Below are 15,264 nucleotides of genomic sequence, written 5' to 3'. Positions count from 1 at the left end.
TCTCAGCGCAGCCTGCGCGCTTGACTCCGAGCCTGGCCAGCGCCTCGAAATGCGGCGACGATACCGATCAGCAGACAGCTCAACGAGGCACCGAGCGCGAAGGCCGAATAGAGCGCGGATTGCAGGAAGGCAGCCCGAACCGACGGCCAGTTGTTGACCAGAACCGCGACGTCTTTGGGCTCGACATGGAAGGCCAGCCCCTCGCGGCCCAGCCCGGTAAGCGAACCGTTCTGCATGTGCGCCTGCAGAGAGGTATTGTCGATATAGAGACGAAAGGCGCTCGCCGTCTCGTCGAGCGACAGCGGACTCGAATCGGGCGTCCACCAGATCCCCTCGTCCCCCTTGAGCACGGGACCGTATTGGGTGGCGAGCAGACCTCCAGAGACACCAGACCCGATGAGACCGATCGCCAGAAGGGCGATGACAGATGACTTCATTTCAATAACTCCAGAACCGCCAGCGCCGTCTGGCGTGGCGTCCATGCAAGATCTTCGTCGCCCGCCAGGATGGGTCCGACACAGGCCGGACAACCGCCTCGGCAGGCACAGCCCGCCACCAAATCGCGGGCATCGCCCAGCAGCCGCTGGGCATCGTCGTACAGCGGCGCGGAGAGCCCGACGCCGCCCGGATAGTTGTCGTACAGGAAGAGCGTGGGCTCGAAACGCCTCGTCCCGTCGATCTCCAAGGGTTCATTGTCCGGGCCGCGCATCTGACCGCGCCCATCGTTTCCCACCACCGCGAACCAGGTACCCTGACCGTCGCCGACCGCCCGCCCCAGATCCTGCAGCTCGGCCATCACCCGCAGGGCCGCGACATGATGCAGCGCATAGGCCGCGCCGAGAAAGCCCTCGATCGCCTTCTGACGATCGGGCAAGACCGCCTCCAGCGCCGCCGGTTCCGCCTGCCACCAGACCGAGGTGGTATGCATCTCCTGATCCGGGAGCGCGATGTTGCCATAGCCGACGTTGTCGTGGCTGTAATAGCGAATCTTCTTGTAGCCCGGATAGCGATGCACCAGATGCACCTCGCCGTTAGCCACGGCGCCCCGGCCCTGCAGCCGCCCCTCGAAACGATCCAAGATCTTGAGCCGGGTGTAATCGATGGCGTCGGTGTAATAGTCCGCCCGAGTACGCGTGACGAAGGCCTTGCGCCCGACCCAATCGAGTTTTTCGACCTGATAGGGTTGCGACTGGACCATGTAGATGGCCCCTTCGTAGAGCGTACCGGGCGCGCTGCCGTAATCCACCTCGGCGATGATGGTCTGGGCACCGTCGGTCGTATCGACGACCACGAAATTGCCCTCGGCCACCGAGCGCAACGAGACGGCGTTGGCCGGATAGCTATCGGCCACCCAGTACCAGCGTGCGCCCTGGCGCTGAAGCACACCCTCGTCGCGCAGATAGGACAGCATCTCGCCCAGATCCTCGGCACCGAAGGTCTCGCCGTCGCCGAAGGGCAACTCGAAGGCCGCGCAGCGCACATGATCGAGCAGGATCAGCAGCTGATCCGGATGGATGCGGGCATGCTCGGGCGAGGCGCCGAACAGGAATTCAGGGTTACGCATCAGATACTGGTCGAGTGGATCGCTGCTTGCCACCAGAACCCCAAGCGAGGGCCTCAACCGCCGACCGGCACGCCCGAGCCGCTGCATCGTAGCGGCCACCGTGCCCGGATAGCCGTTGAGGATGGCGACGTCCAGGGCGCCAATGTCCACCCCCAGCTCCAGCGCCGAGGTCGCCACCACCAGATCCACCGTACCGGCGCGCATCGCCTGTTCGCCCCGGCGGCGCTCGCTCGGCAGATAGCCGCCGCGATAGGCCAATACACGCGGCGGATTGCGCGGATCCTGGTCGAAGACGTCCTTCAGATACTTGGTGATGACCTCGACCATGAGACGCGAGCGGGCGAAGACGATCGCCTTGAGCCCGAGCTTGGCCGCCATGCGGGCGATGCGCGTCGATTGCGAGCGCGCCGAGGCGCGGATGCCCAGATCCGGATTGATGACCGGCGGATTCCACAGCAGCAGATGACGCTCGCCCTGGGGCGCACCGCTCTCCAGGATCGCCTCGACCGGCGCGCCGCACAGACGCTCGGCCAGCTCGGCCGGATTGGCGATGGTCGCCGAGGCGAAGATGAAGGCCGGCTCGACCCCGTAGAAGCGGCAGATGCGCCGCAGACGGCGGAAGACGTTGGCCACGTGCGAGCCGAAGACGCCGCGATAGCTGTGCAGCTCGTCGACCACCACATAGGCCAGCCCCTCGAAGAACTGGGCCCATTTGGTGTGATGCGGCAGGATCGCCTGATGCAGCATATCCGGGTTGCTGACCACGATGTCGCCCCGGGTGCGCACCGCCTTGCGCGCGTCGCCCGGCGTGTCGCCGTCGAAGGTGAAGGCCCGGATGCCCTCCCCGCCCGACTCGGTCAGGGCCCGGCCGAGCTCCATCAGCTCCGCCACCTGATCCTGGGCCAGGGCCTTGGTCGGGAAGAGATAGAGCGCCTTGCGCCCCTCGGTCAGCACCGATTGCAGGACCGGCATGTTGTAGCAGAGGGTCTTGCCCGAGGCGGTCGGGGTCGCCACCACCAGATGCCGGCCGGCGCGCGCCAGATCCCAGGCCGCGCGCTGATGGCTATAGAGCCGCTCCAGCCCGCGCGCCCGCAAGGCAGAGTCGAGCGCGGGCGTCAGATCGGGCGGCAGCTCGCGCCAGACCGCCTGCGTGGCCGGCTGGACCTGACGGGCGCTGATGCGGGCGGCGTACTTGGCAAGCAGCCGAGACTTGAGGCGTTCGACCGGCAGGGCCGTCGAGCTGGAATGACGGCTGGCTGTGGAGGCGTCGTTCGATGTCGGGGGCGTCACGTGAAGAGGGTCCGCGTCCAAATGATCCAAGTCGGATTGGAACAGATTGGACGCGACAGGTTCGACAGGCAATGGCTAGTTCAGACCCAGGTCAGGCTCGCTCGGCCGTCCCTGAATCAGAACAAGAAGGGTAGCCCGGACCCTGGCGACTGGATCGCCACCTCCAGCGCCTGATCCAGATCGCGCCAGAGATCCTCGGCATCTTCGAGCCCGATCGAGAGCCTCACCAGCCCTTCGGTGATGAGGTGCTTGGCCCGCTCCTCGGGCGCATAGGTGCTGTGGGTCATGCTGGCCGGGTGCTGGGCGAGGCTCTCGGCATCGCCCAGACTGACCGCGCAGGTGAAGAGCTGCAGCGCGTCCATAAAACGCGCGCCCTCTTTGACACCACCGGCGAGCTCGAAGGCGATCATGCCGCCGGGCAAGCGCATCTGGCGCTGGGCCAGCTCGAACTGCGGGTGCGACTCCAGACCTGGGTAATGCACCTGGGCCACGGCCGGATGCTGGGCCAGACGCTCGGCGATCAGTTGGGCGCTCTGGCAATGGCGGTCCATGCGCAGCGGCAGGGTCTTCAAGCCACGCAGGACCAGATAGGCATCCATGGGCGACAGACAGGCACCGGTCAGTTCCTTCAGACCCTGCATGCGAATCTGCTGCATCAGCTCGGCCCGACCCAGCAGCGCGCCGGCAATCACGTCGCCATGACCGTTGATGTATTTGGTCAGCGAATGGATGACGACGTCGGCGCCCAACGCCAATGGTTGCTGCAGATAGGGCGAGCAGTAGGTGCTGTCGACCGCAACCAGCGCCGGGCAGTGTGCGCGGACCTGCGCGGAGACGGCCGCAATGTCCACTAGACGCATGTTGGGGTTGGCCGGCGTCTCGAAGAGGACCAGACGCGTCCGCTCGCTGAGATGTTCCGACAGCGCTTCCGGTCGGGTGAAGTCGGCCGAGCGCGTCACGATGCCGAACTGCGGCAGCAGATGGTTCACAAGCGAGTGAGTGCAGCCGTAGAGCGTGAGGTCGACCAGCAGCTCGTCGCCCGGTCGCAGCAGGGTCCAGATCAGCGAGGTCATGGCGCCCATGCCGGAGCCGAAGGCCAGGCCGGCCTCCGCGCCCTCCAGCTCGGCCAGACGCTCTTCCAGGGTCTGCACCGTCGGGTTGGTAACCCGGGTGTAGATCATGCCCGGCTCGATCCCGGCGAAGCGCGCGGCGCCCTGGGCGGCGGACTCGAAGGCGAAGGTCGAAGACCAGAACACCGGTGGATTCAGTGCGCCCTGATTGGCCAGCGCATCGTAGGCGGCATGAATGGCGCGGGTGGAGAAGTCCCTGTCGGTCTGACTCGGAAAGTCCTTGGGGTCGATGGCATGGGTCATGGCGTTACCCGGTCCGGATTGGATGAAAGGGATAGAATGCCGCAAAGGTCGGGAAATCTCTTGACCGATCTCGCTCAAGGCGGTCAAGGACGGCCGTCCGACCCCCAATTGACTGACGATCGATTCCGGCGCCGGCTTTGATCACCGTTTCGATCCACCTTCGCCGCTATCGATCGCACCCATCAAGCGACCCAAACCACGCATCATGCGCAGATTGCAAGCCTCATCGGAGCGCGGCTCTGAGTCGCGTTAGGTCAAGACGAAGGTCCGCGTCTCAAGCCCGCGCCGGCTCGGCCACACCCCTCGGCTCTCGGTTCAAGCGCAGATCCGGCAGGAAGACCGCAATGAGTCCGATCAGGGGCAGGAAGGCGCAGATGCGGTAGACGGTCTCGATGCCCCAGTGGTCGGCGACTAGGCCCAGAACACTGGCCCCAACGCCGGCCAGGCCGAAGGCAAGCCCGAAGAAGAGCCCCGAGATGGCACCGATGCGGCCAGGAATGAGTTCCTGTGCGTAGACCACCATCGCCGGAAAGGCCGAGGCGAGCATGAAGCCGATGATCATCACCAGGACCGCCGAGGTTCCCAGTCCCACATAGGGCAGCATCAGGGTGAAGGGCGCAACGCCGAGGATGGATGCCCAGATGACCTGACGTCGGCCGATGCGATCTCCGATGGGTCCGCCCAACAGGGTGCCTGCGGCAATGGCGAAGAGATAGAGGAAGAGATGGAATTGGGCATCGCGCACGCCGATACCGTAATGCTCCATCAAATAAAAGATGAGGAAGCTGCTCAGACTGGCCGAGTAGAAGAACTTGGAGAACATGAGCGCCAGCAGCACCCCGAGCGTGGTCCGTACCTTGCCCTTGGGCAGAGGGTTATGGGTCGACTTGGGCGCCGGTCGCGGCTGGCGTTGCTGATGGCGATACCAGAGACCAACGCCGATCAGCACCAGCATGGCAACCAGCGCGAGCAGTGACATGAAGGCGAGGCTGCCTTGGCCGTGCGGCAGGACGACCAAGGCCGCGAGCAAGGGTCCGATCGCCGCGCCGGCGTTGCCGCCGACCTGAAAGATGGACTGGGCCAACCCATAGCGTCCGCCCGAGGCCATGCGGGCCACCCGCGATGCCTCGGGATGGAAGACGGCCGATCCGGTGCCGACCATGGCGGCGGCCATCAGCACCAAGGGAAAACTGTCGGCGATGGACAGCGCCAGCAGACCGGTGAAGGTGCAGCCCATGCCGGCGGCGAGCGAGAAGGGCTGAGGACGGCGGTCGGTGTAGAGCCCGACCAGCGGCTGCAGCAGCGATGAGGTGAACTGAAAGGCGAGCGTGATGAGACCGATCTGAGCAAAGCTCAGATGCAGCCCGGATTTGAAGAGCGGGTAGATGGCGACCATCAGCGACTGCATGGTGTCGTTGAGCAAATGCGAAAAACTGATGGCGCCCAGCACCCGAAAACGGGGCTGGAGAGTCATGTGTGTGGTCATGGACGTCGAGCGGTACGGAGGTGGTTGAACAGGCTGGCCCGGAAACAGATTCCATCGCGCCCGCAGCGGATGCATGGGTGTACATCATCGAAGAGCGTACATCCTCGCACACTCGGACCAGGTGCCCAAGGATCGAGCGACGACCTCCGAGGAACGGTATGAGGACAAGAATCGCCGCACATCGCCGACCGATTCAACTGAGGCAAACCCAGACCTGTACAATGGCCCATCTTGATCTCTCGAACAATGGAGTCCGCATGGCGAAATATCAGATCTACGGGATCGGCAACGCGCTGGTCGACATGGAATACGAGGTGGCGCATGAGGATCTTGGCATCCTCGGCATCGACAAGGGTGTGATGACCCTGGTCGACGAGCAACAGCAGACCGGCATCATGCATCATCTGAAAGACCGGCAGCATCAGCGCGGATCCGGCGGATCGGCGGCCAACTCCATCATTGCCTTCAGCCAGTTCGGCGGCACGAGCTACTACTCCTGCAAGGTCGCCGACGACGAACTGGGCTACTTCTATATGAAGGACCTGGTCGATGGTGGCGTCGACACCAACCAGCATACCGAAAAGGATCAGGGCCACACCGGACGCTGTGTCGTACTCGTCACCCCGGACAGCGACCGCACCATGTGCACCTACCTCGGCGTCAGCGGCAATCTGTCCACCAACGAGCTGGTCGAAGAGGCGCTGACCGACTCGGACTGGTTCTACACCGAGGGCTATCTGGTCACCTCGGACACGGCGCGCCACGCCTCGATCGAGGCCAAGCGCATCGCCGAGGCGGCTGGCGTCAAGACGTCCATCTCGCTCTCCGACCCCAACATGGTCAAGTTCTTCAAGCCGGGACTGATGGAGATGATCGGCTCAGGGGTGGACCTGCTCTTCGCCAACGAATTCGAAGCCATGGGCATGGCCGGCTCGGAAGACCTGAACCAGACGCTGAGCTATCTCAAGTCCATCGCCAAGAGCTTCGCCATCACCCGAGGCCCACAGGGTGCCCTGGTCTGGGACGGCAGCGCGCTGATCGAGATCGATCCGGTCAAGGTCGAAGCCGTCGATACGGTCGGCGCGGGCGACATGTTCGCGGGCGCCTTCCTCTACGGACTGAGTCAGGGCTGGAGCCACCAGCGCGCCGGCGATCTGGCCTCGGCCGCCTCGGCCAAGCTGGTGACCTCGCTCGGCCCGCGCATCTCGACCGACGAGACCCAGGCCATCCTCAAATCCTTCGGCTGACCGACGCCCCGACCCAAGGGCTGAGCTGGATGTCCCGAAGTGCGAACCATTCGACATCCCCGCTCCGCCCGTGACGTTAGCATGTAGCCCAAAGGATCGGAATTGGTAGATAACGGTCGGCGGGCATCGCCCTCCACATCCCATGGAGGGTGTCCTATCGGTGTGCGTCGAATGAAGGATACGTGATGATCTCGAGCTTCAATGCCCCTTCCCTACCCTCGCCGCTGGCGGTTCGGGAATGCACGCGTCCGCGTTTCGACGGCAATCTGGACAAGCTCAACGAATGGCTATCCGGGCTGCGCGGCGCCGGGGTACGACAGGCTGGACCGGCGTTGATGATGGCGCTGGAGAACCTACGCAAGTCGGACCTGACCGCCAATCGGCGGATCTCGGTGCTCTCGGCGCTCAAGGTGCCCATCCTCAAGACCTGCGCCGGGCTGCCAAAGCCCTATCAGGAGGATGAAGGCAACGGAGACAAGCCGCTGCACGGCATCACGCTCGAACAGCGCCTCTACCGACTCATGTGTCTCAACCTCGACCAGACGCTGCACCAGCTCGACCAGCAATACGGATCGCTCACCGCCCGCCAGGTTCGCAAGCGCGACTGGATGATCCGCAATCTCTTCCGTTTCGCCTCGCGCCAGATCCGTTATGGCGCACTCTGGAATATCCCGGTCCCCGCCGGAACCTGGCGCGATCTGCACGAGCTGCACCATTACCTCTCCACGCGACGCGCCCGCTCGCCCTGGGATGAAGACAAGACCTCCGGGACGGGGTTCGACCATGAACTGGAATACAAGCGCCTCTTGCTGTTCGGCCTGGCGGCACAGCTCAAGGAGTCGGCACTGAGAAGCGAGTACTTCATCGACGGACTGGAAGGCTGGGCCGTCCAGACCCAGCTGACGGATCCCCTGCGGATGCTCGGGCGCATCCGGCTGTTCCTGGTGGAGGTATCGGAGGACAGACCGCCTCGCCAACAGGAGGGCGCGCTCGAATCCAGCTTCCACGGCTGGGTTCTGCAACCGCCCTACCCCTTCATCCATGAGCTGGAGGACGCAGGATATGGAATCGGCACTTTCGGCTTTCAGCCGCTCGATCTCGCCTTTTTGGCCTGATCACTACCCATTCGCCATTATATGAAGCTGCTTGCGATCGATACCTCCAGCGAAACCTGCTCCGCCGCCCTGCTCATCGACACCTGCATCGAGCAACGACTGGAGCACGCACCACGGCGCCACGGCGAACTCATCCTGCCGATGATGCAGGATCTACTCGAACAGGCGGGACTCGCCATCACCGATCTGGACGCCATGGCCTTCGGGTGCGGGCCCGGCTCCTTCACCGGCGTACGCATCGCCACCTCCGTCATCCAGGGCGCTGCCTTCGGCGCCGAGGTTCCCGTGGTTCCGGTTTCGACGCTCGCTGCGATGGCCCAGGGCCACTACCGGCGCACGGGCGAGAAGCGCCTGCTCGTCGCGCTCGACGCCCGCATGGACGAGGTCTACTGGGGGTGCTTCGAGATCGACCCGCACGGACTGGCGGAGCCCTGCTGCGACGAGCGCGTTTGCCCCCCAGAGACCGTCTCGGCTCCGCCGGGCGCAGGCTGGTTCGGCGTCGGTCCCGGCTGGTCTGCCTATCGCGCGGCACTGATCGAGCGCCTGGGAGAGAGCGTCACCGAAACGGACCCAGAGGCCATCTGCGAGGCCCGCGACATCGCCACGCTCGCCGCAGCCGCCTACGCTGCAGGCCAGCAGATTCCAGCCGATCAGGCCATGCCGGTCTATTTGCGAGACCGGGTCACCCGCACCGCCTGATCGAAGGGCGACTCCGCGTCAAGACCGCCCGAGACGACGCCAACGGAGGGCGTCGGTAGGCGACCGACCGCACCTCCTAGCCAGCGAGACCATCTCGGTCCGCCAAACTCAGCCCAATGCCTCGCCACGCCCCGCTGTGGCATCATCCTTGTGCCGACAATGGCGGCGCAGACAACTGACGACATAGTGCAGCAGGGTTCCCCCCACCACCAGGAAGACAGCCACGGCGATTGCCACCCGTGCCAGCGGATCCAGCGGCGACAGTCCGAGCACCAGCCAGGTCAGAAAACCGATCACGCTGGTGATCACAAAAATCATGGCGAACGGCCACGGCGAGTGACTGCATTTGGGACAGAGATTCATCATGAGAGCGTCTCGAGTCGCCCGTGGGCGCCTGGCAGAGCCATCGCGACCGGGGCGACAGCGAGAGTGAAGGACGGAATCGGGATCCGGGCAACGCGCCCGCAAGATGTAGTCAACTGTGCGCGTGCCTCGCGGATAGTGCATTGAAATCAGTCAATATACCGAGAGCCATGCCCAATCCTCGCCCAATGCACACCGCTCTGGACACACCCACTCAGACCGCGCGCGCCAGAATTCTGGACTGTCTCGCCGCGGCCATTGCGGCGGTCGACGGGCGCGAGGCCACCCGGCGCGCCCTGGCACGACACCCCATCGAAGGTCCGATCTGGCTGTGTGCGATCGGCAAGGCCGCCGCGTCCATGGCGCTTGGCGCGACGGAGATCTGTGGAGATGCCTGTCTCGGCGGACTGGTCGTCACCAAGCCAGGTCATGCCGATCCGACCGCACTCGCCGCGCGGGGAATCGCATGCCTCTTCGGCGGACATCCGCTCCCCGACCGAGCCAGCCTGGATGCGGGCGCGCGACTGATCGCGGCACTCGACGACATTCCGAGCCAGGTAACGCCGCTCTTTCTCATCTCGGGGGGCGCATCCAGCCTGGTCGAGGCCCCAATCCAGGACATCGATCTGCCCGAGCTGCGCCGGATCAATGCCTGGCTGCTCGCCAGCGGACTGCCGATCGGACAGATCAACCGGGTGCGCAAATGCATCTCGCGGATCAAGGGCGGGGGGCTGCTCTCAAGAATCGGCGATCGACCGTTACGGGCACTCGCCATCTCGGACGTGCCGGACAACGACCCGGGTGTCATCGGCTCCGGACTCCTGTCTCCCGAACCCGATCTTGAATCGCATGTCCTGGAGCTTCCCTTGCCCGGCTGGCTAAACGACCAGGTGCATCGGGGGCTCGCCGAACGCGGTCAATCGCCCGCCCCTGGACCAGAGATCGAACTGATCGCCGATATCGCTACCGCCATGCAAGCGGCCGCAGAGCGTGCGTCACAGCTCGGCCTCTCTGTCCGGCTCCATCCACCACCGATCCAAGGCGATGCGGCCGAACAGGGCCGCACCTTCGCCCGTATCCTGATCGACTCCGAGCCGGGACTGCACATCTGGGGCGGAGAAACGACCGTCGCCCTTCCCGACGCCCCTGGACGCGGCGGACGCAACCAGCATCTAGCCCTGGCTGCGGCAATCGCGCTCGCCGGCCATCCCGACTGTCTGCTGCTCAGCGCCGGAACCGATGGCACCGACGGACCGACCGAGGACGCGGGCGCGCTGGTCGACGGCTGGACGCTGGAACGCGCAGCGCTGGAGGGGTTCGATGCCGAATCGGCCCTAATCGCGGCGAATTCGGGCCAACTGCTGGAGGCCAGCGGCGACCTCATCCGTACCGGACCAACCGACACCAACGTAATGGATCTAATCCTGGGACTGAAGCTGTGACGGAACAATCGACGACCAACCTATTCGACAGCGTGGCGCGCTGCCTGGCCGAGCCGGATCCGGAGCGCAAGGTCGCCGCGACCCTGCAGACCGCTGAGGATTGGGAAGCGGGACGCCTGAATGCCGATGCCGCTCTGGCCGGACCCATCCGCGACCAACCGGGCCGTCCGGAAAGACTCGAATTGGTCGCACCGCGCCAATTGGTGGCGCGCAAGCTCACCAGCCGCGACGGCCGGGCGGCCATGATCCATGCCGTGGCCCATATCGAATTCAACGCCATCAACCTGGCCCTGGACGCGGTGCAGCGCTTCCGCGACATGCCGCTGGAGTTTCACACCGATTGGCTGCGGATCGCCGCCGAAGAGGCGCGGCATTTCATGCTCATGCGCGAGCGCCTGAACGATCTGGGCCGCGACTACGGCGACTTCCCCGCGCACGACGGGCTCTGGGAGATGGCACGACGCACCGCCGCAGACCCGCTGGTCCGCATGGCGCTGGTTCCGCGTGTGCTGGAGGCCCGAGGGTTGGACGTGACGCCAGGCATGATTGCGCGCTTCGAGGGCGTCGACGACACCGAAACAGGAGGCAGACTCGGCGTCATCCTCGCCGAAGAGGTCGGGCATGTCGCCGCCGGATCGCACTGGTTCAAAACGCTCTGTATCGAGCGCGGACGCGATCCCGCGCACCATTACTTCGAACTGCTCGACGACTACATGACCGGCGAGATCCGAGGCCCCCTGAACCGCGAGGAGCGGCTCAGAGCCGGCTTCGACGACTCGGAACTCGACCGTCTCGAAGCGCTCTGTCGGCGATCATGAGCTCTCGCGGATTCAGGGTGTCCAGCCGAGCCACATGCACCCCGTAGCCCGGATGCAGCGCAGCGGATCCGGGAAGCCTTCCGGCCCGCGGCCTCTCGACCGACGATCGCTCAGAGATAGCCGAGCTGATCCACGCCGAAATGGGTCGGCGTCAAACCGAGACGGGCAAAGCTGTCGTTCTCCGAGCAGACATTGCCCTCAAGCAGCATCTGCAGCTGATCGCGCGAGATGGGGAACCAGGCATAGCGATCGAGCAGACTGGCGGCAGCCTGGATGGCCATGGCTGGCGCCGGCACCATCACCTTGGTCTTGCCCGAAGCGGCGGCGATGATGCCGAGAATCGCCTTCCAACTCAGACGCTGCGGGCCGCACAGGCTGTAGGTCTGAGACTCGGTGCGCGGTTCGCTCAAGGCCAGCACGAAAGCCTTGGCGACGTCGGTTACCGACACCGGCGCCAGCTCGAACTCGCCCGCCTTGAGCGGTAACAGCCCCGCGTAGAACAGCGGTGCCGGCAACGGGCTGTCGATGATGTCCTTCTTGAGCTGGGAGCAGAACTCCATGCGCCCCTGGGGATCGCCGAAGATCACGGAGGGACGAAAGATGGTCCAGCGCAGACCCGAGCCCTTTAAGGCCGCCTCGGCCTGATATTTGGTGCGCTGATAGGGCGTACCGTCGGCGCGGATGCCGTTGGCGGTCATCAAGAGGAAGCGCTCGACCCCCACGGCCTTCGCGGCCGCGATGGTATTCACCACCCCCTGATACTGCAGCGCCTCGAAGGTGATGCCGCGCGAGGGGAACTCGCGCAGGATCCCGATGAGATAGATCACTGCATCGGCGCCGGTGAGGCATTTTTCCAGCGTCGAGGCATCCTCGACATCACCCTGAATGATCTCGCAGGCCGAGGGATTCTCGACCTTGGTCTCGCTTCCGGGACGCACCAGCAGCCTTGGGATGTGACCCTCGGCCAGCAATTGGCGCGTGACGTGAAAACCGACGAATCCGGTGCCGCCAATGACTGCAACCTTCATGGAACACTCCTCATCGATGAATGAATTTGAATCGAAAGATCGGATGAACCACTAGATTGGTGCCGACCGACCCTGGTCAAGGCAAAACCTGAACATCGTCCAGAAAGACGAGACGTCCCAACCTCGATCAGTGACCGGCCTGTGCCAGTTGCGTCACCTTGGGAGGCACGGAGGACAGGGCAACAGAGTGCTGACGACGCAAACGACGCATGCTACGTCGCGCCGATACGAACACCTCTTCGATCGCCTCGGCGGCATTCTTGCGTGCGTCGCGGACCAGCACCTGACGCCCGGAACAGAGCTTTGCACTCAATTCACAGCGGACCCGATGTCCGTGTAGTGGATCGAATTCTTCCTTGATCGTGACGTGAGCGTCGACCCGTTCGTCTGGAAATCGATCGGCGAACTTCTTAGCCTCGGACTCGATCTGCCGACGAATGTCGGCATCCAACGCGAGCGTGTCGCCGCCTATCTTGATGGGCATACTTGACGTTCTCCAAAGACTCGGCAGATCCTTGCGCTTTAGGGCGCCTCTCGAAAGCCGAGTGGAACAGATATGAGGGCAAACGCCTCTTATTGTGAGTGATTCCGTCGCTGGGGTGTCTCTAGGGCGGGGGGGACGCGATACGAGACTTGCGGCGGTGATCGAATCATGGCGATCGAACGGCCGAAAAGCAAGACCAGAAGCGCTATTTACACCGATTCATCGCCATTTCACCCCCTCCAGATCAAGATTTGACGCCTCTTTCGAGCAACGAGCAGGACCACTTGACCAATTCTTCACGTCGCCTGACGACGTCTGCGTCCCTCGCGATCATCCAAACGCCCCTGGCAGAAGGCCAGGGCGCGACCTTCACTGACTCAGACACCCAGTCTCACTCGAACAGGTCGCGATAGGCCTTGGCGAAAGCCTTGTAGGCCTCCCAACCGTCCTTGTCCATCACCTGATCGATGACCCAGCGGTTCTCCTGCCCGCCGCCCATCAGCGTCTGGATCTCGAATCCCAGGTGCCGAAGCATGGCGTAGCTGGGACCCTCATCATCAAAGCTGAAATCGGCATACTCACCCGAACGTACGTTGAGCAAGGCGATGAAAGGCGAACCATAGTCGCCTGGACCGAGCAGATCCTGACTGTTGTCCTGAACGTGGGCAAAAACCTTCTTGGCGAACTCGGTGACCAGGATCCGCCGCCCCTCGTCGTCGATCATGCCGTGCGAAAGCCGATCGGCGACCTGGATGAGAAAGGCCAGATATTCCTGGATGACGGCGAGCCGCTGAGCGTCGTCCCGATAGACGAAGCGCTCGCAATGCAGATTGATCGCCTTGTCGAGCGCGACGCGCCAGGCGATGTAGGCCAGCGCGCTGGCGACCTCGGGAAGCGAGCGCTCGCGCGCCTCATCCTGCCAATGACTCTTGATACGAATGGCCACACAATCCTCCTGCGTCGTTGATGGACGGACGCCGAGCGCATCGGACCCGCCGCCGAATGCTCAGTATTTTACTCGGAAATCCGCCAGCGACGTAGATCCCGGAAAGCCCATCACCGCCTCGCCCCCAGGTCGGCGAGACCGGCAAACGGGGTGTCAGCCGCGCAGAACGGCCCGATTGCGGCCTTCGTCCTTGGCGCGATAGAGCATCCTGTCGGCCTCATTGAGCACGGCATCGAGCGAAACGTCTCCTTCCGCGACGCTGAGGCCGATGCTGATGGTGCACCTCAAGCCGCTGCCCTCGACCTGGGCCAGATCGATCGAGGCGACACACTCGCGAAGCCGATCCGCATAGACCATCGCCTCCTCGGCATCCCGCACGCGAACCAGCAGGGCGAACTCCTCGCCGCCGAGCCGACCGAAGAGCGCCCCTTGCGGCAAGGTCGTCTCGATGGTCGAAGCGATCTGCCTCAGGACGGCATCGCCCACCTGATGACCATAGGCATCGTTGATGCGCTTGAAATGATCGACGTCGATCATCATGGCGACCAGCTCGCCACGGAACTCGGCCAGCATGACCGAGCCCAGCTCGAAAAATCGGCGACGGTTGAAGACACCGGTCAGTGAGTCGCGTGTCGCCAGAAATTCGAGACGCTCGATCAGATCCAACTGACGCAGCTGGACCCGAACCCGCGCCGCCAGCTCCCGCGTCCTGAAGGGCTTGGACACATAGTCGATCCCACCGACCTCATAGGCACGCTCGATACTTTCCTCATCCGTCCTGGCCGTCAGAAAGATCACCGGGATCCCGGCCGTGCGCGGATCCTCCTTGAGCCTGGAGCACACCTGGAAACCGTCCAGCCGGGGCATCATGACATCGAGCAAAATGAGATCGAACGGCGTCTCACGCAATCGGTTCAGCGCCTCCTCTCCGGATTTGGCGAATCCGATGACCACCCCCGTGTCGTTCAGCGCATTGGCAGCAACCTTAATGTTCCGCGCATCGTCGTCAACGATGAGGATGCGTCTCTGTTCAGGCATCGGCAATCTCTCCCCAGCTCTCGATCATGCGGATGAATCCGCTCAGCACCTGCTCAAGATCATCGGTGTCGAAGCCCGCGACGGCCTGCTCCACCTCGTCCGCCAGCACCAGGAGCGCATCGACTCCATGACCTAGGGCCTGTCATCAATTAAGCAGGACGCATGCTGAGGCTAAGTGCACACCGGCGAGAAAGTTGCGAGACAACTTGTCATATCGGGTGGCAATCGCTCTGAACTGCTTGATCTTCGAGAAAAAGTTTTCAATCAGATGGCGCGCTTTATACAATTCCTTGTCGTAAGCGCGTTGGACCAGGCGGTTGCGCTTCGGTGGAATCACCGCTATCGCCCCGCACGCTTCCAACACATCAAGC

15 protein-coding genes are annotated in these 15,264 nt (G+C 63.8%); 5 read left to right on the top strand and 10 right to left on the bottom strand.

Going from position 1 to position 15,264, the window contains the following annotated elements:
- Positions 1 to 2: 2 nt before the first annotated feature.
- The 4 genes from THIDRDRAFT_RS06070 to THIDRDRAFT_RS06055 all read right to left on the bottom strand — a co-directional run bounded on the left by THIDRDRAFT_RS06070 (position 3) and on the right by THIDRDRAFT_RS06055 (position 5,701).
- A complete protein-coding gene (locus THIDRDRAFT_RS06070; protein WP_007039932.1) occupies positions 3 to 437 on the bottom strand; it encodes a hypothetical protein in 435 nt (144 codons plus the stop codon).
- A complete protein-coding gene (locus tag THIDRDRAFT_RS06065; protein ID WP_007039931.1) occupies positions 434 to 2,854 on the bottom strand; it encodes a DEAD/DEAH box helicase in 2,421 nt (806 codons plus the stop codon). Before THIDRDRAFT_RS06065 ends, THIDRDRAFT_RS06070 begins: the two co-directional genes overlap by 4 nt.
- A 116-nt stretch (positions 2,855 to 2,970) precedes the next feature.
- Positions 2,971 to 4,227: a trans-sulfuration enzyme family protein gene (locus THIDRDRAFT_RS06060; RefSeq protein WP_007039929.1), complete on the bottom strand. Its 1,257-nt coding sequence runs from the start codon at positions 4,225 to 4,227 to the stop codon at positions 2,971 to 2,973.
- A 274-nt stretch (positions 4,228 to 4,501) separates the two neighbouring features.
- Entirely contained in the window at positions 4,502 to 5,701 is a 1,200-nt protein-coding gene (locus THIDRDRAFT_RS06055; RefSeq protein ID WP_342610819.1) for an MFS transporter, read from the bottom strand.
- A gap of 269 nt (positions 5,702 to 5,970) precedes the next feature.
- On the opposite strand from THIDRDRAFT_RS06055, the gene THIDRDRAFT_RS06050 reads away from it, so the two are divergent.
- The 3 genes from THIDRDRAFT_RS06050 to tsaB all read left to right on the top strand — a co-directional run bounded on the left by THIDRDRAFT_RS06050 (position 5,971) and on the right by tsaB (position 8,774).
- Positions 5,971 to 6,960, top strand: a complete 990-nt coding sequence (locus THIDRDRAFT_RS06050; RefSeq protein WP_007039927.1) for an adenosine kinase — start codon at positions 5,971 to 5,973, stop codon at positions 6,958 to 6,960.
- Positions 6,961 to 7,145: 185 nt separating this feature from the next.
- Positions 7,146 to 8,075: a hypothetical protein gene (locus tag THIDRDRAFT_RS06045; RefSeq protein WP_007039926.1), complete on the top strand. Its 930-nt coding sequence runs from the start codon at positions 7,146 to 7,148 to the stop codon at positions 8,073 to 8,075.
- Between the two features lie 21 nt (positions 8,076 to 8,096).
- Positions 8,097 to 8,774 (top strand): tRNA (adenosine(37)-N6)-threonylcarbamoyltransferase complex dimerization subunit type 1 TsaB, encoded by a 678-nt coding sequence (gene tsaB, locus THIDRDRAFT_RS06040; protein WP_007039925.1) that lies wholly within the window; start codon positions 8,097 to 8,099, stop codon positions 8,772 to 8,774.
- A 108-nt stretch (positions 8,775 to 8,882) separates the two neighbouring features.
- Here tsaB and THIDRDRAFT_RS06035 read toward each other — a convergent pair whose 3' ends face one another.
- Positions 8,883 to 9,140: a hypothetical protein gene (locus tag THIDRDRAFT_RS06035; protein ID WP_007039924.1), complete on the bottom strand. Its 258-nt coding sequence runs from the start codon at positions 9,138 to 9,140 to the stop codon at positions 8,883 to 8,885.
- Positions 9,141 to 9,307: 167 nt separating this feature from the next.
- On the opposite strand from THIDRDRAFT_RS06035, the gene THIDRDRAFT_RS06030 reads away from it, so the two are divergent.
- Complete coding sequence (locus tag THIDRDRAFT_RS06030; protein WP_245535788.1) at positions 9,308 to 10,579, top strand: glycerate kinase type-2 family protein; 1,272 nt, start codon at positions 9,308 to 9,310, stop codon at positions 10,577 to 10,579.
- Complete coding sequence (locus THIDRDRAFT_RS06025) at positions 10,576 to 11,397, top strand: ferritin-like domain-containing protein (RefSeq protein ID WP_007039922.1); 822 nt, start codon at positions 10,576 to 10,578, stop codon at positions 11,395 to 11,397. The genes THIDRDRAFT_RS06030 and THIDRDRAFT_RS06025 overlap by 4 nt, the downstream gene beginning before the upstream one ends.
- Before the next feature lie 110 nt (positions 11,398 to 11,507).
- Here the strand turns inward: THIDRDRAFT_RS06025 and THIDRDRAFT_RS06020 are convergent, their stop codons facing one another.
- The 5 genes from THIDRDRAFT_RS06020 to THIDRDRAFT_RS06000 form a co-directional block, all read right to left on the bottom strand.
- Positions 11,508 to 12,425, bottom strand: coding sequence for an SDR family oxidoreductase (locus THIDRDRAFT_RS06020; protein ID WP_007039921.1), 918 nt, complete (start codon positions 12,423 to 12,425; stop codon positions 11,508 to 11,510).
- Between the two features lie 127 nt (positions 12,426 to 12,552).
- Entirely contained in the window at positions 12,553 to 12,909 is a 357-nt protein-coding gene (locus THIDRDRAFT_RS06015) for an HPF/RaiA family ribosome-associated protein (RefSeq protein ID WP_007039920.1), read from the bottom strand.
- Between the two features lie 391 nt (positions 12,910 to 13,300).
- On the bottom strand, positions 13,301 to 13,855 hold the full coding sequence (locus tag THIDRDRAFT_RS06010) for a hypothetical protein (RefSeq protein ID WP_007039919.1): 555 nt from the start codon (positions 13,853 to 13,855) through the stop codon (positions 13,301 to 13,303).
- A gap of 153 nt (positions 13,856 to 14,008) precedes the next feature.
- Entirely contained in the window at positions 14,009 to 14,893 is an 885-nt protein-coding gene (locus tag THIDRDRAFT_RS06005; protein WP_007039918.1) for a diguanylate cyclase, read from the bottom strand.
- A 145-nt stretch (positions 14,894 to 15,038) separates the two neighbouring features.
- Positions 15,039 to 15,264, bottom strand: a 226-nt coding sequence (locus THIDRDRAFT_RS06000) for an IS5/IS1182 family transposase (protein WP_007039916.1), incomplete at its 5' end; no start/stop codon positions are given.

Source organism: Thiorhodococcus drewsii AZ1 (assembly GCF_000224065.1).
Lineage (GTDB): Bacteria > Pseudomonadota > Gammaproteobacteria > Chromatiales > Chromatiaceae > Imhoffiella > Imhoffiella drewsii.
This window is presented reverse-complemented; position numbering and strand designations above follow the sequence as displayed.